The organism is Actinospineispora acaciae DSM 45401 (genome assembly GCF_000620785.1).
Classification (GTDB): domain Bacteria; phylum Actinomycetota; class Actinomycetes; order Mycobacteriales; family Pseudonocardiaceae; genus Pseudonocardia; species Pseudonocardia acaciae.
On sequence record NZ_JIAI01000014.1, the window covers coordinates 131,896 to 150,129 of the forward strand.

Genomic DNA, 18,234 nt, shown 5'->3' on the forward strand with positions numbered 1-18,234 from the left:
TTCAGACCATGTCGAACTGCTCGGTGTGGATGCGAGCCGGATCCACACGCAGTTCCTCCAGCGCGGCGGTCACGTCGGTGACCATGCCGCCGGGGCCGCAGATGAAGTACTCGATCTTCCGTCGCCCGGTGCGCTCGGGCAGTACCTCCGCGAGCACCTCCCGGTCGATCCGTCCGGACAGGCCCTTCCAGCCGTCGGGGGGCCGGCTGAGCACCTCGACAACCGTGAGGTCGAGCTTGTCCGCGAGCTCGCTCAGCTCGTCACGGAACAGCAGCTCGTCCTCGGTCCGGGCGCCGGAGACCAGCAGCACCGGGCGGCGGTCGCCCCGGTGCGCCAGCGCGCGCAGCATGCTGATCATCGGGGTGATGCCGACGCCGGCGGCGATGAGCACGAGCGCGCGCTTGTAGGCGCTGTCGTCCCAGGTGAAGTCCCCGTGCGGACCATCGATCCAGACCGGGTCACCCGGCTTGAGCTCGGCCAGCCCCGAGGTGAAGTCCCCGACGTTGCGGATGGTGAACTCCACGTCCTCCGAACCGCGCGGGCACGACGTGATCGTGAACGGGTGCTCCTCGGCGGTCACCGAGCGCTTGAGCCGCAGCCAGGCGAACTGCCCCGGCGCGAACTTCATGGCGGACACGTCGAACCCGTGCCGAGGCCGCCGAGGACCGATCACCAGCGTGTTCACCTGGTCGGTCTCGGCCCGCACCTCGCGCACCTCGTACGCGCCGCGCTTGTCGAAGCTAGGCCGCCACACCCACCGGTAGCTGAGCATGCCGATCACCACGGCCGCGATCACCGCGAACGTGGCCCGCAGCACCGGGTCGTTCACCAGGTGCCGCAACCACCAGATGTGCAACGCGGTCAACACCAGCACGGCGCCGGCCAGGATCAGGTGCACCCACCGCCACAGCGCGTACCGCCGCCGCACCCGGTGCCGCACAACCGCCAGCCCGACCAGCACGACCAGGCCCACGGTCGCCCCGATGGCCGCCCGCGAGGGCATCGACCACTGCCTGGGGTCGAACAGCGCGACCGAGCTCGGCGTGGCGATCAGCACCAAAATGATGTGCACGACCACCATCAGGGTGACCAACATCCCGAGCAGTCGATGCACGCCCAACACGCCCTCGATCCCCAGCGCCCGGGTCAGCGACCGCAACCGCGACGGGGTGACGACGGCACACACCAACAACCCGGTCGCCAGCAGCCCGCTCTGGATGGCCAGCTGCGAGATGAGCGGGTTGTCGTTGCCGGTGACCAGGCTGAGGAGCACCGGCGCGAGCAGGGCCGCCACGAACGCGGCAGCCCACAACAGTCGAGCCTGGCCGGGGAGCATGCCGGCGACGATAAGCCGCCCCTACCGCCACACCCCGTCACATGAGAGCCGGCCCTCCCGGTTGTCGACCACGAGGTGGGAAAACGCGCTCAGTGCCGACCCGCTGCTCCGTCCCCGCGCCCCCGTTACTCCGTCTGGCTCGAACCGCACTCAGCTTCGCCCACACCGCGTGACCGCCCGCACCGAGTTCCACCGCTCGTCGATCCGACGTGCCCTTTCCCCGCCCGCACGCGCTTGAAACCAACCACCGTCCGATACCGCTCCCGCCCCGTGAACTCCCCCAACGCCCACACCGCCGGCCGCCCCACCTCCGCGCACAGGTGCACCGCCTGCCCGCCCCCGACCCACACCCCGACATGAGCGCCCCACGCATCGCCGCCCGCCGCGAACATCACCAGGTCCAGCGGACGAGCCGACGCCACCCGCTGCGTCCACACCTCATCCGCCCACAGCTCGCGCGACCGCATCGCCGGCAGCGCACTCCCGAACCGTTCGAGCACGGCATAGGCAAACAACTGACAATTGCCCCCGTACGCGATCCCGGCCGCGCGACAACCGCCGCCGACCCCGGAAACCGCGCCCCGACATACGGCACCGCTCGATACCCTGGCGGCAGCCGTACCAGCACCGGATTCGCCCGCCACGGATCGGACTCCGCCGTATGCATCAGGTTCGGAGTATGTCGAGTGGTTTGGGTTTGCGTCGTGGTGTTTGGGTGTAGTCGAGCCACTTCGGCGGGATGAACTCGGGGAATCCGTCGACCATGTGGATGGTCCAGCCGGCGCGGTGGATCATGCGGTGGTGGGTGACGCAGAGTAGGACCATGGAGTGGATGGCGGTGCGGCCGCGATGGGCCCAGTGCACGACGTGGTGAACTTGGCATCGGTAGGCCTTGGCGTCGCAGCCGGGGTAGGCGCAGCCGCGGTCTCGTGCGGTGAGTCCGTCGCGTTGTGGTTTGGTGGCGGTGCGTTGTGTGCGGCCGACGTCGAGGACTTCGCTGTTGCCGCCGAGTACGACCGGGACGACGCAGGCGTCGCAGAGCAGTCGGCGGAGGTCGCCGGCGCCGATGTACCCGCCGTAGTCCAGGGTGGCGCCCTTGCCTTCGCGCAGCAACGTGTCGTAGTCGATGCTGATCACCGCGTGCGGCCGTTGCCCACCCTTGACCGGCAGCCGGCCTTCGTCCAACGCGTTCTCGCAGATTTCCCCCAACGCATCGGCCTGCCGCTCGCCGAGCGTTTTGTGTTGGTCGTCGGGTTTGAGGTGGGCTTCGATGGCGCGGGCGAGCATTTCGAAGGTGACGGAGTCCAGCTCGCCTTTGACCCGCCCACCGACACCGTTGCGGGATTTGGTCAGGTGCAGCACGTTGACCTGGTCTTCGCCATCACCGGGCGGTGGGCCGTCCTGGTCGAGCTGGTCGATCAGTTCCCGAGCCATCCTGTCCAGCTCATCGGGGCGGTACAGCCGCGCCCAGTCCGCCAGCTGTGCCTCGGCGGCGGCCCACCGTGCGGGGTCGATGCGCCGCGCGGCGTCGCAGGACAGGTGTCGTTCGATGACGTCGGCGTGTTGGGTGTCGATCTCGCCGGTGGCCAGCACGGTGGCGGTGGCCGGGAGTTTCGGCTCGACCGGCTGCCCGTCCAGCGTGGTAGGGAACACCGCCCGCGCCACCGCCACCATCCGGGTGGACGCGCGGCGAGGCAGGCGCAGGATGTCCGACACCGCCGGCGCCGCGTCCACCCCACGAGAGGTGAACTCGCCCTCGCGGTCCAGCCGCGCGATGGCGCAGATGTCGTCGTAGCGGGCCAGCCGTTGCAGCGTGGCACCGAGCTTGAGTGCGTCGATCAGCTCCTGTCCGTCGGCGGCCGCTGCCAGCGCGCGGGCGCGGGCCATCGACTCGATGGCCTCGCGGTACGCGGCGAGCAGCTCGCTCTCGGACATGCCAGTAATTGTGCCCGGGGGCACCGACAAAACCGGGGCCTCGACGACCGTACCCGGCTGAAGTTTTTTAACCGCGGCAGTGCTGGGCGCGTCGCCTGCCCTCCCGGACTGTCTCCAAGACTTGAGAGCCTAGGGAAGCCAGACCCAGCGTGGTCATCTGGCTGTGGTCCCGTCTACCAACGGGACCAACCCCACCAAGCGTGCCCAGCCACCAGCCGGGGACGGCACCAAGCAACCTACAAATTCAGGTCGTCGGAAATCGCGCCAGCGATTTTCGAACGAAACAAACAACGGCACGCACGGTCACGAACTAACCCGCCAACGCACGAACCCGCCGAGTCACCTCGTCAACCCCAAGAGCCCCAGCCACGGCATGCAGATCCGGACTCCGGCTCGACCCGGTCAACGCCACCCTGATCACGTTCGCGGCATCACGCAGCATGCCCGGATAGGCATCCGGGTCCTTCTTGTACGTCTTGGGGTTTGGGGCGAACCCATGCCGCGCCGCCAGCTCACGGATCTGGCCGAACCAGGTCGGCTGGTCGTCGTTCCAGGCGTAGGTATCCGCGAAGTCGGCGGCGAGCTTGCGCACGAGCGTGACGTCCAGCCCACCGAACCGCTCATCCCCAGGATCCGTCACCAGCGTGAACAACGACGGAAAGAAGAACCCGTACAACGCCCGAAAGTCCGACCACCGCGTCAGGTCCTTACGCGGATTCTCCACGCCGACACGTTCCACATCAACAGCCCGCTCCGCCAGCGTCCGCTCATCATCCAGCACCGACACCAGCTCAGGGTCCCGCGACCGAGCCCACTCAACCACCGAGTCCAGGATCACCGGCCCGGGCAGGGTGGCGATGTGGTCACCGCTGATGTCCGCAAGCTTGACCAGGTCCACCAACGGACCGGCCACCCCGCAGTCCTCCAGCCGGATCGGCGAGGACAACGCATCGGCCAGCGGCAACTCGGCCAGCCGGCCGTTGGCCAGGCCGCGCAGGTAGTAGAGCACCGCCTCGGCGGGATAGCCGGAGTCGACGTAGAAGTCCACGGACGCCTCGGGGTCGCGCCGCTTGGACAGCTTGCGCCGCGCGGAGCCGTCCAGCTTCATCAGCGGGGCGATGTGCGCGTACGTCGGCTGCTCGAAGCCGAGCGCGGCGAACAGCTGAAGGTGCAGCGGCACGGACGACAGCCACTCGTCGCCCCTGATCACCAGGTTCACCCGCATCAGGTGGTCGTCCACGGCGTGCGCGAAGTGATAGGTAGGCAGCCGGGGGCTGTTCGCCGACGTCTTGAGGATGACCACGTCGTTGCGGTTCGCCTCGTGCTCGACGCGGCCGCGGATGGCGTCGGTGTACGAGGCGCGGCCCTCGACGCCGGGCGAGCGGAAGCGCACCACGTACGGTTCCCCAACACGCAGCCGGGCGGCCACCTCGTCCGGGTCGGCGTCGCGCCAGCGCGCCCACGAGCCGTAGTAGCCGGTCGGGAGCTTGGCGGCCTGCTGCTGCTCGGTGATCGCGGCCAGTTCCTCGCGGGTGCAGAAGCACGGGTACGCCTCGCCCCGGCGCATCAGCTCGCGCGCGTAGCTGAGGTAGATCCGCTCCCGTTCGGACTGGCGGTACGGCCCGTAGCCGCCGTCGGGGTCACCCTCGTCCGGCGCGATGTCGAAGTAGGCGAACACCCGCGCGAACTGCTCGGCCACGCCGGCCACCTCGCGGGCCTGGTCGGTGTCCTCCACGCGGACCAGGTACGCCCCGCCGGACCGGTGCGCCACGTCCTTGGCGATCATCGCCACGTACACGCCGCCGATGTGCACGAACCCGGTCGGGCTGGGCGCGAACCGGGTGACCTTGGCGCCCTCCGGCAGGTCCCGGGGCGGGTAGCGCTGCTCCCAGTGGGACGGGTCGGGCAGGTCGGCGGGGAAGAGGCCGTCGATGAGGGCGCGGTCGAGCATGGCCCCGAGACTATCCGGCCACGGTGGACCGCACGTGCGCCGACACCGCCGGCCGAAGCTCGAAGTGGTACTCCCCCGGCGCCATCGCGACCAACCTCCGGGGCAGCCCCAGCGAACGCAGCATCCCCAGCGCGGCCGCATTGTCCGACTGAACGGCGACCCGCACCGGCGCCCCCGGCCACGGCCCGTGCAGAACCGCATGCCGCACCAGCGCCCGCCCCACGCCACGCCGCTGCCACCGGTCGGCGACCAACACCCCGGCTTCCACCTCCCCCGAGCCCGACCGAACCAGGTTGAGCAACCCCACCGGCCTCCCGTAGTCCAACGCCAGGTACGCCCACCCGTCCGCCGGCCCGACCAGCAACGAAACCAGGTCACGCCCGGCCACCTGGGCCTCGGGCAGGAAGAACCTCGCGCCCAGCGACGCCGCACTGCACCGCGCCACCAGCCTGGCGATCAACCGCCGCCCGTCCGCGCCGGTCACCGGCACGATCGTCGGCGCCTCATCGTTCCTGAGTTTCGAAACGCCACCTAGCACGCCGCCCAGTCTGCCCCCGCTGGGTCTCGATTAGCAACTGAACCCGCTATCATGCAGGTCATGGCGACGCATCCCCGCGAGCTGGACAGCACGGTGTGCTCGATCGCCCGCACCATGGAGCTGATCGGCCAGCCGTGGACCATGCTGGTGCTGCGCGACCTGTTCAACGGCGTGCGCCGGTTCGACGAGCTGGCCGAGCACCTCGGCATCGCGCGCAACGTCCTCACCCGCCGGCTGGCCACCCTGGTCGACGCCGGCCTGGTCACCAGGCGGTCCTACCGCGAGCCCGGCCAGCGCGCCCGCCACGAGTACCGCCTGACCCAGGCCGGCCATGCGCTGCGCCCCGTCCTCATCGCCGTGATGGCCTACGGCGACGAACACCTGGCCGGCCCGGAAGGCCCGCCGGTCCAGCTCGAGCACGCCGACTGCGGCGCCCCCGTCACCGTCCGCCTCGAATGCGCGGAAGGCCACCGCCTCGACCCCACCGCCCGCCTCCGCGTCCGCCCCGGCCCCGGCGCCCGTTTCCGCTGGTCAGAACCCGTGAGTGATTAGCGGTGCTATGGCAACGCTAATCACTCACGGGTCGTGAGCTGGGGAAACGGGGCGACGGTGAGCATGTCGTCGAGGGTGGCGAGGGTGAAGACTCGGCCGTCGGTGTCGCGGACCACGGGGCCGAGGGTGTCGTTGACGCGAGCCCAGCCCATGCCGCCCAGGACGGCGAAGAGGGGGACGCCGCCGAGGCGGACGGACTCGTCGCGCAGGCGTTCGAAGCGGAGGGCTTTGTCCCGGGCGGTGCCGCCGTTGTTGGTGGCCTTGCATTCGAGCATCGCGCGCAGCGCGCCGGACTCGTCGTAGACCACGAAGTCGGGCGCGGGGGTGACCTTGACCTCGAACCGGGCGGCGATCTCGCCCTGGTTGTGGGCGCCGGTGCGGATGAACGGCACGCCGTTGACGGTGAACAGGGCGGCCACGGCGTCCTCGATCAGGTCGCCCCGGCGGCTGGAGGTTGCGTCCAGGAGCTGGCGGAACGCGCCGCCGTAGTGCCGTTGGTGCAGGAACAGCGCGAACGGGACCCCGCCGGTTGCGAACGCGCGAACGGACGACCAGCCGGACGCCGTGTCGGGCTTGTCCTGCTTGGAGCGCAGTTCGCCGGCCGGTTCGCCGAACAGCGTGCCGTCCATGATCTGGGTGAGGGTGCGGGCGATCACCTGGACCTGGCCCGCGGACGCCGGCACGCCGCGGCGCTCCATCGAGTCGATCTTGCCGGCGGACACCGGCGGAAGCTCCAGCGGGCCGGCGACCAGGGCGGTGGCGTGCCCGAACTCCTCCTTGGCCAGGCCGGCGATGGTGCGGAAGACCAGCAGGGTGCGGGGGTCGACGGTGAGTACGGACGCGAGCTCGTCCTCGGCGACCAGGGAGAACCCCTCGGTGGCGGCGTGCGCGGCGGCGTAGACGTCGGAGAAGTACTCCGGCTCGTAGAACGGCGCGGGGTGGATGTAGGCGAAGTCGGGCGCGAGCTGCGGCACGTACACCGCCCTGGCCACCTCGGCGAAGATCCGCCCGTGCTCGGCGGTGCCGTGCCGCTGCGGCACCAGCCGGATGCGGGCCACCCGCCGGTCCCAGCTGTCCGCGTGCACGATCTCGTCGATCGTGTCTTGTGCCGTCATCCGACGTCTTGGAGCGAGCCGGGCACGTCGTCCGGGTCGTCCTCGGCGATGCGCCGGCGGGCCTCGTCCACGAACCGCTCGTGGATCTCGATCCCGCCCGCGCGGCGGCCCAGCCGGCGAGCCACCACGACGGTGGTGCCGCCGCCGGCGAACGGGTCGATGACCAGCGCGTCCGGCGGCGAGCCGACCCGGACGAAGAACTCGGCCAGCCCCTCCGGCATGGCGGCGGTGTGCGCCACGCCGCGATGTTGGTTGTAGGTCTGCGGGACGCTGACCACGTTGCCGGGGTCGGCGCCACCGAGCAGGTAGGTCTTGGTGCGGTCGCGCCCGAAGCCGGCCTCGGTGTTGCGCCGGCCCAGCCGGTCGGACTTGCGGCGGGCGATCTCGGCCTCGTCGGCCCGGTACGGCACCCGCACCGAGTCCAGGTCGAAGTACGGCTTCGGGCCGGCGGCGAAGTGGTAGACGTACTCGAAGCTGTCCTTGGTGCGCGGCCCGAACCGCCCGGGGACCGCGTTCGGCTTGGCCCAGATGTACGTCTCGATCCACCGCCAGCCGAGCTCCTGCATGGCCAGCACGAGCTGATAGACGTACGGATGCCGCTGGCCGCGCAGCGGGCCCCGGTTGGCCACCCGGTTCTTGATGTTCAGGAACAGGCTGCCGGTCTCGCTGGTCGCGGCCAGCATGGCCTGCGCGAACGGCAGGAACCAGGCCACGTAGCGGTCCGGGTGGATGCGGCTGTAGGCGCGCGCGTCGGCGTAGGGCGGGCTGGTGAAGAACAGGTCGACGCCGCGCGCGGGCAGCCGGGGCAGCCAGTCGGCGGCGTCGCCGTGCACCACTCCGTCGGCGAGCAGCCGGGCGAGCGCCTCGGGGTCGTCAGGAGGAGAGGAGCCGGCGGTCACGGCGAGGATGTTATCGCCGGCCACTCGGCGCACCCCGACTAACCGGACCGCGCGGGTGCCGACTCGGCCCTGACGGCGCCCCTGACCAGCCATGACAGGTGCGTCGCCGCAGTGTGCAGCGCGCCGGGGCCGGCCGTGACCCGGCTCTGCAGCTCGGCGCCCTCCAGGATCGAGACGACCGTGCACGCCAGGTCGATGGCCGCGTCGGCGTCGATGCCGCCCGCGCGCAGCCGAGCGGCGATGAGCTCCCGCCAGCCGCGCAGGATGTCGGCGGCCGCGGTGCGCAGCAGCGGTGAGTCGCCGACGCTCTCCAGCGCGGTCACCGCGACCGGGCAGCCGTCCGCCCAGTCGGTCGCGGCGAGGTCGTCGGCCAGGTCGGTCGCACACGCGGCGACGGCGGCGTCCACGTCCGGCTCCCGGGCCAGCGCGCCGCGCAGCAGGTCGGCGAACCGCTCGCCGGCGTGCCCGAGCGCGGCCACCGCGAGCTCCTGCTTGCCACCGGGGAAGTGGTGGTACAGCGAGCTCGGCGTGGCACCGGCCGCGCGGACGATCTCCTTGATGCCGGTGGCCTGGTAGCCCTTCCGTTCGAGCAGCGCCGCCGTCTCGCGCACCAGCCGCTCGCGGGTGCTCATGGACTCCACGCCCGAGAGCGTACTGGATCGATCGCTCCATCCATGTGGTACTACTGGATGGAGCGATCGATCCAGTCACGATCCCGATCGAGAGGAAGCCCGTGTCCGTCACGCAGCCACAGGCCACACAGCCCGCCACCGGAGCCTTCGACCGCCACCCCGGGTACCGGCGCATGTTCGCGCCCGACCGGCTCACCCTGGGCCTGTTCCTGCCGCTCTGGCCGTACAACGGCGATCCCGACGGCCTGCGCGGGCACGGCGAGATCGTGGCTCGGGCCGACCGGGGCGGCCTGGCCGGGCTGTGGGTGCGGGACATCCCGCTGCACGACACCCGGTTCGGCGACGTGGGCCAGGTGTACGACCCGTGGACGACCCTGACCTGGCTGGCCGCGCACACCGACCGCATCGCCCTGGCCGCCGGCAGCGTGGTCGCTACCCTGCGCCACCCCATCGACCTGGCCAAGCAGGCCGCGTCGCTGGACAGACTGTCCGGAGGCCGGCTCGTACTGGGCGTGGCCAGCGGCGACCGCGCCTCGGAGTTCCCCGCCTACGGGATCGGCTACGACGACCGCGCGGCCCGCTTCGCCGAGACCCTGCCGCTGGTCCGCAGGCTGCTCACCGAGCGGTTCCCCCGGGTGGACTCCGAGCTGGCCAGGATGGACGGCTCGACCGACCTGCTGCCCAAGCCGACGGTCGGCACCGTGCCGCTGATCGTGACCGGTTCGTCCCGCCAGACCCAGGAATGGATAGCCGCGCACAGCGACGGTTGGCTGGTCTACCCCGGCGTCACCCACACCCCGGAGGGCCCGGTGGCGCTCGGCCAGAAGATCCAGGGCTGGCGCGCACACATTCCGGGCGGGGCGTTCAAGCCGGCGATCACGAACGAGTGGATCGACCTGGACGAGGACCCGAACCACCCGCCCACCCCGCTGCGCGGCGGGTTCGTGCTGCGCACCGGGCGCAACGCGCTGATCGAGCAGCTCGGCCGGTGGCGGGACAACGGCATCAACCACGTGGCGCTGGGCGTGCAGCACGGCCGGCGCCCGGCCGCCGACGCGGTCGCCGAGATCGTGGCGGAGATCCTGCCGCTGTTCCCGTCCCTGAACGGACCGGAGCCGTCCGCCCCGGCCTGGTGAGGGATCAGCCCCGGACCTCGACCTTGTCGCCCAACTGCAGGAAGTTGTAGAAGAACTGGGCGTCCTTGCGGGCCAGCCGGACGCAGCCGGCCGAGCGGCGGTTCAGCGTGCCCTCGTGGAAGGCCACCCCGCCCTCGGCGAAGAACACCGCGAACGGCATCGGCGCCGGGCGGCCCTGCGGCGTCTTGAACTCGCTGGTGGTGTGGTCCTTGTGCTTCCACTGGACCACGTGGTCACCCACCGGGGTCTGCTTCCCCGGCCCGCCGGTGGACACCGGCACCGGCCCGTAGCTGATCACGCCGTCCTTGAACAGCCAGGCCTTCTGCGCGCCCAGCGACACGCACGCGATGGCATCGTCCGTGCACGGGGTGCCCTTGACGATGTTGCTGGGCAGGTTCTCGTCGGGCTTGGCGGAGCGCGAACCCCGCGCCGGCTTGGGCGAGTCGGACGAGTCATCGGACGACCGCGAGTGTGACGAACGGTCACGAGGGTCGGAGTCGTCGTCCGCGAACGCCGTACCGGCGAACGCGACGGACCCGAGTAACACAGCCGTCGCCAGGCACGTCACCAACCGAACAGGACGTGACAGCCCACGGCGAGCGCCGTGCTCAGACATGCGGTGGCCCCCTCCACGCAGCGCGCGACGCCCCCCAGCGCCCGCCCCCGGATTTCCCAGCCAGCGGACTGTATCGAGTAACGTACGGTAACTGTCTGCTGCCCCCTTATTACCGCGCGTGGCCGATACGGGGTCGCGGGATCGGGGACCACGTGCCCCGCCCTACCATGCAGCCGTCCAGCGGACGTGCCCAAGGCGAGCGACGAGGCAGGGGGAACCGCCATGCTGGAAGGTAATAGTGCGAACGGTCGGGCCGACGGTCATGCTTCCGGGATGGGGACCCCGGAGGCGCCGAACCCGGCCGCCGTTGTCGTGCTCGCCGCCGGTGAGGGCCGGCGGATGCGGTCGGCACGGCCGAAGGTACTGCACGAGATAGCCGGGCGCGCGCTGCTCGGCCATGCGGTGCACGCGGCGGCCGCGCTGGCACCCGAGCATCTGGTGGTGGTCGCCGGGCACGGCCGCGACCAGGTGCGGGAGTACCTGGGCGGGCTGGCGTCCGAGCTGAGCCGCTCGGCGATGCTGGCCATCCAGGACGAGCAGCGCGGCACCGGACACGCGGTGGCCTGCGCGCTGGACTCGCTGCCGGCGCTGTCCGGCCCGGTGATGGTGACCTACGGGGACGTGCCGCTGCTGGACGCGGCCACCCTGCGCGGGTTACTCACCGAGCACGCCGCCGCCGGCAACGCGGTCACCGTGCTCACCGCCGTGGTCGAGGACCCAACCGGGTACGGCAGGGTGCTGCGCACCGACCCGCCGGACGCCGACCCGACGCTGGGTGACCCGAACGGGCCGATCACCGGCATCGTGGAGCACCGGGACGGCACGCCCGAGCAGCTGGCCATCCGGGAGATCAACTCCGGGGTGTACGTGTTCGAGGCGGACGTGCTGGCCGACGGGCTGGCCACGCTGGCCGCCTCGACCGCGAACTCCGGCCCCGGCAACGCCCAGGGCGAGCAGTACCTGACCGACCTGGTCGGGTTCGCGCACGCCGCCGGCCGCCGCGTCGGCGCGCAGCGCTGCGCGGACCCGTGGCTGGTCAGCGGCGTGAACGACAGGGTGCAGCTGGCCGAGATCCGGGCCGAGCTGAACCGGCGGCTGCTGGTCGGCTGGATGCGCGCCGGCGTGACAGTCATCGACCCGGCCACCACCTGGGTGGACGTGCGCGTCCGGCTGGGCCAGGACGTCACGCTGCACCCCAACACGCAACTGCACGGCGCGACCACCGTCGCCGAGGCCGCCGAGATCGGGCCGGACACCACGCTCACCGACTGCCGGATCGGCGCCGGCGCGCGGGTGGTCCGCACCCACGGCTCGGGGGCGGACATCGGCGCGGGCGCGAGCGTCGGCCCGTACGCCTACCTGCGTCCCGGCGCCCGGCTCGGCGAGTCCGGCAAGATCGGCACGTTCGTCGAGGTCAAGAACTCCGACATCGGCCCGGGCACCAAGGTCCCGCACCTGACCTACGTCGGCGACGCGACCATCGGCGAGCGCTCCAACATCGGCGCGAGCTCGGTGTTCGTCAACTACGACGGGGTGGCCAAGCACCGCACGGTGGTCGGCTCGCACGTGCGCACCGGTTCGGACAACACGTTCGTGGCGCCGGTCAACGTCGGGGACGGCGCGTACACCGGCGCCGGGGCCGTCATTCGGCAGGATGTACCGCCAGGAGCGCTGGCCGTTTCGGCGGGTGAGCAACGCAACATTGAAGGCTGGGTGAACCGTCGACGTCCCGGTACGCCGGCCGCGCTGGCCGCCGAAAAGGCGTTGTCCGACCCGCCCGGTCGTGTGGACTCGGGAGCTCCGAGCGACACTGTTAGCGCGCCGACCGCGGGATGCGGCGGCGGCCAACTCGGGTAGGGAGGTTCGCAGACCATGTCGGCGATGTCGGTGACCCCGAAGAAGAGCCTGATGTTCTTCGCCGGCCGGTCGCACCCCGAGCTGGCCGAAGAGGTGGCCAAGCACCTGGACGTGGAGATCACCCCGCAGAGCGCGCACGACTTCGCGAACGGGGAGATCTTCGTGCGGTTCGAGGAGTCGGTGCGCGGCTGCGACGCGTTCGTCATCCAGAGCCACTGTCGTCCGATCAACGACTGGCTGATGGAACAGCTGATCATGGTCGACGCGCTGAAGCGGGCGTCCGCCAAGCGGATCACCGCCGTCATGCCGTTCTACCCGTACGCCCGCCAGGACAAGAAGCACCGTGGCCGCGAGCCGATCTCGGCCCGGCTGATCGCGGACATGTTCAAGACCGCCGGCGCCGACCGGATCATGACGGTGGACCTGCACACCGCCCAGATCCAGGGCTTCTTCGACGGCCCGGTGGACCACCTGTGGGCGATGCCGCTGCTCGCGGAGTACATCCGCGACTCCTACGCCGACCACGACATCGCGGTGGTCTCCCCCGACTCCGGCCGCGTCCGGCTGGCCGAGAAGTGGTCGGAGCTGCTCGGCGGCCGCCCGCTGGCGTTCATCCACAAGACCCGCGACCCGCTCAAGCCGAACGAGGCGGTGGCCAACCGGGTGGTCGGCGAGATCGCGGACCGCACCTGCATCGTCATCGACGACATGATCGACACCGGCGGCACCATCGCGGGCGCGGTGCAGGCCCTGCTCGCCAACGGGGCTCGTGACGTGGTGATCGCGAGCACGCACGGGGTGCTGTCCGGCAAGGCGCGCGAGAAGCTCTCCGCGTGCGGGGCCAAGGAGGTGGTGGTGACGAACACGCTGCCCATCCCCGAGGAGAAGCGCTTCCCGGCGCTGACGGTCCTCTCCATCGCCCCCCTGATCGCCCGCGCCATCCACGAGGTCTTCGACGACGGCTCCGTCACCAGCCTCTTCAACGGCAACGCGTAACCACCACGGCACACCCGGTGTGGTCGCGGCACACGCGTCCCAGCCTGTGTGCGGCGGCGAGAGTGGGTGTGCGAGCCCTTCAGTGACTACGGCGCGAGCGCGGCACGTTCGGGGTGGGGGGCGCCGATGTCTTCGAGGGAGCGGTTGCGGGTTTCTTCGGCCCAGGCGACGCAGGCCAGGAAGCCGACGAAGGTGATGGCCGCGCCGATGTAGAGGGTGGTGGACGCGCCGAGGGCGGCCAGGGAGAGCGGGACCAGGAAGGTGCCGATGGCGGCGGCGAAGCGGGTGAGCGCGACGGCCATGCCCACGGCGGCGGCGCGGATGCGGGTCGGGAACAGCTCGTTCGGGTAGCCCCATTCGAGGATGCCGGGGCCGCCGGAGAACAGGGCGTACAGGCAGAAGAACGACACCGCCAGCCACGCCGGGGCGTGCGTGAAGGCGCCGAGGGCCAGCAGCGGGAGCACCATCAGGGCGAACGACCAGGTGATCGTCCGACGGCGGCCGACGGACTCCAGCAGCCACATCGCCGGCAGGCAGCCCACCGCGAAGATCAGGTTGACCAGCGCGGTGCCCAGGTTGGCGCCGTTGCCGGTGCCCAGGCCGAACGCGCCCAGCAGCTGCGGGCCGAAGGTGAGCAGCGCGAACAGCGGGATGATCGCGCAGCTGAAGAAGATCACCACGAACGCGGTGCGCCGCAGGTAGATGCCGTGGAACAGCTCGGTGATGCTGCCTCGGCCGGCCTCGGGTGCGGCGGCGGCGTCGGTGCCGGCGGCGGCGTCGGTCAGGTCGGCGGTGGTGACCTTCTGGTTCAGCGACCGCTCGATCACCTCGCGGGCCTGGGCGGTGCGGCCGGCGCTGACCAGCCAGCGCGGTGACTCGGGGGTGCCGATGCGCAGCAGGAACACCGCGACGGCGAGCACGGCGGAGCTGCCGAGCATCCAGCGCCAGCCCTCGGGGCCGAGGGTCGCGGTGATCAGGTAGCCGACGAAGTAGGCCAGCGCGGTGCCGATGTACCAGATGATGATCACGGAGGTGAACATCTTCGCCCGGGTCTTGCGCGGCAGCCACTCCATCAGCAGCGCTGTCGCGATCGGGTAGTCGGCGGCGATGGCCACGCCGATGACGAACCGCAGCACGATCAGCTGCCAGGTCTCGGTGACGATCACGGACAGCGCGGAGGCGATGATCAGTGCGAGCAGGTCGAGGGTGTACATCGGCTTGCGGCCGATCCGGTCGGTCAGCGGGCCGAAGACCAGGCCGCCGAAGAACATGCCGACCAGCGCGGCGACGCCGACCACCGCCTCCATGGTGGTGTCCAGGCTCAGCTCGGCGGTGACGCCGGTGAGCGCGATGCCCACGATGCCCAGCAGGTAGCCGTCCAGCAGCGGTCCCCCGCTGCACGCGGCGGCGAGCTTGCGGTGGAAGCCGGTGACCGGCGCTTCGTCGACGGCGGTGAAGCCCATGGCTGGTGCCTTTCGGTTCGAAAGCTAGCTTGGGTCTACCCAGATCGGCGAGGACCAGGCCATCTCGCCGTCGACCTGGATGGCGCGCAGGTAGTACCAGGCAGGCGTGTCGACGGTGTCGACCCAGGTCAGGCGGTGTTCGGGGCCGCCGATGGTGGTCAGCCCGCCGGTGCCGGGCCGCAGCTCGAACCGGCCGGGGCAGCTCACCGGCACCTCGGTGACGGCACCGGCCACCGCGCCCAGCGTCGTGGTCAGCCCGCCGTGCGCGGTGCGGACCGTGACGGCGGCGTCCGCGTGTCCGACCAGTGTCAGCTCGATGCCGCCGCGCTGCGCGCCGTACGGCTCGCCGAAGGACCGGGTGGTGGCCGCCCAGGACAGCTCGTGGGCGTTCGCCGCCGTCACTTCGGGGCTGTGGAACGGCGTGGCCAGTACTTCGCCGCCGTCGATGCGCAGCGTGCCGTCCCAGGCCACCGTGGCGTGCCCGCGCCCCCACTCCAGCCGCAGCGGCACCTCCAGCCAGCCCGCCGGCAGGTCCAGCTCCGGGCGCACCGAGTGGGCGACGACGCCGTCCCGGATGACGTCGATGCGGGCCAGGTCGGTGTAGCCGCGGACGTAGCCGCCGACGGCAACCTGGTCACCGGCGCGGACGCGAGCCTCCGAGCCCATGAACGCGGAGTCCAGCCGGAAGTCCAGCACGATGCCCCGGGTGGACGCGCCGTACACCCGCCGCTGGGCCAGCGCGTCGAACACCGCCGCCCGGTCCAGCCGCTCGGCGTACGCGCCGACGTAGCTCGCGCCGTGCCCGTGATCGGAGGAGGCGACCAGCCCGTACCGGTACCCGCGCCGCAGCCCGTCGGCCACGAACGTGCCGGGCAGCGTGCCGTCGGAGTACTGGCGGAAGCAGTCGTCGTCCTCGTAGTTGCCCCGGCAGGCCTGGAACACCTCGGCCAGCCGCAGGTAGCGCGCGTCGTAGAAGTCCCAGTCGAAGGGCACCATGGCCGACCCGGGGTGGTGCGGGATGGTGATCGCCGGGTGGTCCGGGTGGCGGTCCAGCAGCTCCCACAACCGGGCCGGGGTGGACGACGGCTGGGCGTACGAGGAGTAGATCGGCGCGCCGCGCGCCACGTCGCCGAAGATGACGTTCTGGTGCCCGCTCATGCCCGTCCACTCGAAGCCGTAGAGCGGGACGAACCGGCCGTCGATGCGGAACAGGTCCGCCATCTTCTGGATGCTCCACCACTGGTAGTCGCTGCTGTTCTCGGCGTGGTCGGTGACCGCCCAGAAGTCGTACTCGCAGACGTCCCAGGAGTACCTGTAGAAGTCCTCCAGCGACGGCTCGTCCCCGGACGTGCACCGGCTGACCAGCGAGTGTCGATGCAGGTCACCCCAGTAGAGCCCGTAGTCCCGACCGCCGCACCGGGTCCGGTACCGCTCCCGCTCCGCGCTCAGCCAGGTCCGCGCCTCCCGCCGCCGCTCGCCGGCCACCACCGCCTTCGGGTGTGGCGCGCGGGGTGTGCCGGACGGGGCGGGCACCTCGGCGTACCGGACGGCGCCGGTGCCGTGCACGCTGTGCCAGATCACCTCGCCCTGGTGCTCCAGCAGGAACGGGCACTCCCGCCCGCCGAACCCCTCCGTCCACTCCAGCCCGCGCCGCAACCGCCCGTCCACCTGCCAGGCCAGCACCGCCCGGTCACCGAACGCGGAAAGGCCTGGTTCTTCGAGGGTGGCGTCGCTGCCGGCGTAGGTGGTCGGCGCGGACCAGCCGCCGTCGCCGAGCGTCTGGGTGGCCACCTCCCAGTAGTAGGTCATCAGCGGCAGCCTGCGGTGGTACCGGTAGGCCAGCACCAGGCCTCCGGACGCGGTGGCGGCCAGCTTGGGCAGCCCGCACGGCGTGGTGTCCAGCCTCGGCGCCAGCTCGCCGGCAGGCTCGGACAGTCCGGTGTCGTCGACCCGGACCACCCGCATGGACGCCTCGATGTCGGGCAGCAGCTCGGGCGGGACGAACTCCCCCGCGGCGCGCATGCCCGTCGGCTCGGGGTTCGCGCCACGCAGGGTCGCGGCCGCGCGCAGCCGGGTCGGCCCGGAGCCGCCGTGGCCGTGCACGGTGATCACGTCGAACGCGCACCAGACGCCGCCGTCGGAGGTCACCGCGAGGCTCGGGTGCAGGGCGTAGTCCGTACCCGAACTGACCGCCCGCGCCTCCCCGCCGCCGCGGCGCACCACCACCCGGTAGCTGCCCCCGTGGTACTCGCTCCAGGCGTACACCGTGCCGCCGTCCGGCGTGGCCGCGAGCGTTGGATCCCACACGTTCGCCGCGTTCGCGCCGCTGACCAGCTCCTCGGCCCCCCACCGTCCGTCGACCCACCGCCGCGAGTAGATCCCGAACCGCCCGCCGGCGTACCCCTGCCAGCACACCTGCACCGAACCGTCCGCGTGCCCGAGCACCTCCTGGTTGAACGACGGATGCCCCGTCGTGCTCACCGGCTCGGGTTCGCTCCACCGGCCGTCCTCGTGCCGGCACGCCCACACCCCGACGCCGCCGTCCGCGCCAGCTCGCGCACAACACACCCAGGCCCGCCCGGCCTTGTCGAACGCGACGGTCGGACGAAAACAGTCCGCCGGCTCGCCGGACAAGGTGACCGGTTCACCTGGCTGTTCGCCCGGGCTCGCAAGCGCCGCGACCACCGTCTCCCCCACGTCCTTGCGCCACTCGACCCAGGCCCACACGATGTGCCCGTCCTGGCTAGCGGCAACGGCAGGACGAGCCGCCGACGCGCTACCGTCGTCCGAGACGGCATGCCCCGACACCCGCATCTGCCCGGCCACCTTCGGCGCGGCGGCCAGCGCCTCGTCGCCACGGCGGAGGAACTCGCCGATGTGCCCGGCGCCCTCGTCCACCCACATGTAGCGCAGCGGGTCCGGGTCCAGCAGCTTCTCCACCCCGGAGACGTCCCGGCACTCCTCGATCGCCGCCGCCAGCCGCCGGTTGAACGCCAGCACCAGGTCCAGGTCGGCGCGCTGCGCGGCGGTGTACTCCCCGCTGTGGTGGTCGAAGCCGCAGAAGTGCGCGTGACCGTGCGAATGGGCGTGCGAATGGGACACCGGGCTCTCGTTTCGTCGAGTTCGCAGATGCTCGTCGGCGCCGCACCGCAAATGTGGTTCACATCACAATCGCACACGGTAAGCGGCGCGACAACGACCCGTGACG

General features: G+C 71.4%; 14 protein-coding genes. 4 read left to right on the forward strand and 10 right to left on the reverse strand.

The window, feature by feature from the left end; genetic code table 11:
- Window position 1: 1 nt before the first annotated feature.
- The 4 genes from N912_RS0139720 to N912_RS57550 form a co-directional block, all read right to left on the reverse strand.
- Window positions 2-1,336 carry a ferredoxin reductase family protein gene (locus N912_RS0139720; RefSeq protein WP_084211646.1) on the reverse strand — a complete coding sequence of 445 codons (1,335 nt, stop codon included), beginning with the start codon at window positions 1,334-1,336 and terminating at the stop codon, window positions 2-4.
- A gap of 666 nt (window positions 1,337-2,002) precedes the next feature.
- Window positions 2,003-3,271, reverse strand: a complete 1,269-nt coding sequence (locus tag N912_RS57545; RefSeq protein ID WP_051581443.1) for an HNH endonuclease signature motif containing protein — start codon at window positions 3,269-3,271, stop codon at window positions 2,003-2,005.
- Between the two features lie 310 nt (window positions 3,272-3,581).
- Complete coding sequence (locus N912_RS0139735; RefSeq protein WP_028926809.1) at window positions 3,582-5,222, reverse strand: glutamate--tRNA ligase; 1,641 nt, start codon at window positions 5,220-5,222, stop codon at window positions 3,582-3,584.
- A gap of 10 nt (window positions 5,223-5,232) precedes the next feature.
- Window positions 5,233-5,706 (reverse strand): GNAT family N-acetyltransferase, encoded by a 474-nt coding sequence (locus N912_RS57550; RefSeq protein ID WP_169748042.1) that lies wholly within the window; start codon window positions 5,704-5,706, stop codon window positions 5,233-5,235.
- Between the two features lie 114 nt (window positions 5,707-5,820).
- Between N912_RS57550 and N912_RS0139745 the strand changes: the two genes are divergently transcribed.
- Window positions 5,821-6,312 (forward strand): winged helix-turn-helix transcriptional regulator, encoded by a 492-nt coding sequence (locus tag N912_RS0139745; protein WP_037069054.1) that lies wholly within the window; start codon window positions 5,821-5,823, stop codon window positions 6,310-6,312.
- A 20-nt stretch (window positions 6,313-6,332) separates the two neighbouring features.
- Here the strand turns inward: N912_RS0139745 and N912_RS0139750 are convergent, their stop codons facing one another.
- From N912_RS0139750 to N912_RS0139760, 3 genes are read right to left on the reverse strand one after another with little or no spacing between them, the layout of a single operon-like run.
- A complete protein-coding gene (locus N912_RS0139750) occupies window positions 6,333-7,427 on the reverse strand; it encodes a hypothetical protein (protein WP_028926811.1) in 1,095 nt (364 codons plus the stop codon).
- Entirely contained in the window at window positions 7,424-8,326 is a 903-nt protein-coding gene (locus N912_RS57555; protein WP_211261559.1) for a DNA-methyltransferase, read from the reverse strand. The genes N912_RS0139750 and N912_RS57555 overlap by 4 nt, the downstream gene beginning before the upstream one ends.
- 38 nt (window positions 8,327-8,364) lie before the next feature.
- Window positions 8,365-8,958: a TetR/AcrR family transcriptional regulator gene (locus tag N912_RS0139760; RefSeq protein WP_037068978.1), complete on the reverse strand. Its 594-nt coding sequence runs from the start codon at window positions 8,956-8,958 to the stop codon at window positions 8,365-8,367.
- A gap of 101 nt (window positions 8,959-9,059) precedes the next feature.
- Here N912_RS0139760 and N912_RS0139765 point away from each other — a divergent pair, with 101 nt between their 5' ends.
- A complete protein-coding gene (locus tag N912_RS0139765; protein WP_211261560.1) occupies window positions 9,060-10,094 on the forward strand; it encodes an LLM class oxidoreductase in 1,035 nt (344 codons plus the stop codon).
- A 4-nt stretch (window positions 10,095-10,098) separates the two neighbouring features.
- On the opposite strand, the gene N912_RS57560 is transcribed toward N912_RS0139765, so the two are convergent.
- Entirely contained in the window at window positions 10,099-10,641 is a 543-nt protein-coding gene (locus N912_RS57560; protein WP_051581445.1) for a L,D-transpeptidase, read from the reverse strand.
- Between the two features lie 342 nt (window positions 10,642-10,983).
- On the opposite strand from N912_RS57560, the gene glmU reads away from it, so the two are divergent.
- Window positions 10,984-12,567, forward strand: coding sequence for a bifunctional UDP-N-acetylglucosamine diphosphorylase/glucosamine-1-phosphate N-acetyltransferase GlmU (gene glmU, locus N912_RS57565; RefSeq protein ID WP_211261561.1), 1,584 nt, complete (start codon window positions 10,984-10,986; stop codon window positions 12,565-12,567).
- Between the two features lie 15 nt (window positions 12,568-12,582).
- Window positions 12,583-13,563, forward strand: a complete 981-nt coding sequence (locus tag N912_RS0139780; RefSeq protein ID WP_028926814.1) for a ribose-phosphate diphosphokinase — start codon at window positions 12,583-12,585, stop codon at window positions 13,561-13,563.
- Between the two features lie 86 nt (window positions 13,564-13,649).
- On the opposite strand, the gene N912_RS0139785 is transcribed toward N912_RS0139780, so the two are convergent.
- Both N912_RS0139785 and N912_RS0139790 read right to left on the reverse strand, forming a co-directional pair.
- Window positions 13,650-15,026 (reverse strand): MFS transporter, encoded by a 1,377-nt coding sequence (locus tag N912_RS0139785; RefSeq protein ID WP_028926815.1) that lies wholly within the window; start codon window positions 15,024-15,026, stop codon window positions 13,650-13,652.
- A 24-nt stretch (window positions 15,027-15,050) separates the two neighbouring features.
- Complete coding sequence (locus N912_RS0139790) at window positions 15,051-18,128, reverse strand: DUF3604 domain-containing protein (RefSeq protein WP_028926816.1); 3,078 nt, start codon at window positions 18,126-18,128, stop codon at window positions 15,051-15,053.
- Window positions 18,129-18,234: the final 106 nt, after the last annotated feature.

Excerpts from the sequence above, each read along its gene's own strand:
- N912_RS0139720 (WP_084211646.1), bottom strand. The coding sequence starts at position 1,336 with ATGCTCCCCGGCCAGGCTCGACTGTTGTGGGCTGCCGCGTTCGTGGCG.
- N912_RS57545 (WP_051581443.1), bottom strand. The coding sequence starts at position 3,271 with ATGTCCGAGAGCGAGCTGCTCGCCGCGTACCGCGAGGCCATCGAGTCG.
- N912_RS0139735 (WP_028926809.1), bottom strand. The coding sequence starts at position 5,222 with ATGCTCGACCGCGCCCTCATCGACGGCCTCTTCCCCGCCGACCTGCCC.
- N912_RS0139745 (WP_037069054.1), top strand. The coding sequence starts at position 5,821 with ATGGCGACGCATCCCCGCGAGCTGGACAGCACGGTGTGCTCGATCGCC.
- N912_RS0139750 (WP_028926811.1), bottom strand. The coding sequence starts at position 7,427 with ATGACGGCACAAGACACGATCGACGAGATCGTGCACGCGGACAGCTGG.
- N912_RS0139760 (WP_037068978.1), bottom strand. The coding sequence starts at position 8,958 with ATGAGCACCCGCGAGCGGCTGGTGCGCGAGACGGCGGCGCTGCTCGAA.
- glmU (WP_211261561.1), top strand. The coding sequence starts at position 10,984 with ATGGGGACCCCGGAGGCGCCGAACCCGGCCGCCGTTGTCGTGCTCGCC.
- N912_RS0139780 (WP_028926814.1), top strand. The coding sequence starts at position 12,583 with ATGTCGGCGATGTCGGTGACCCCGAAGAAGAGCCTGATGTTCTTCGCC.
- N912_RS0139785 (WP_028926815.1), bottom strand. The coding sequence starts at position 15,026 with ATGGGCTTCACCGCCGTCGACGAAGCGCCGGTCACCGGCTTCCACCGC.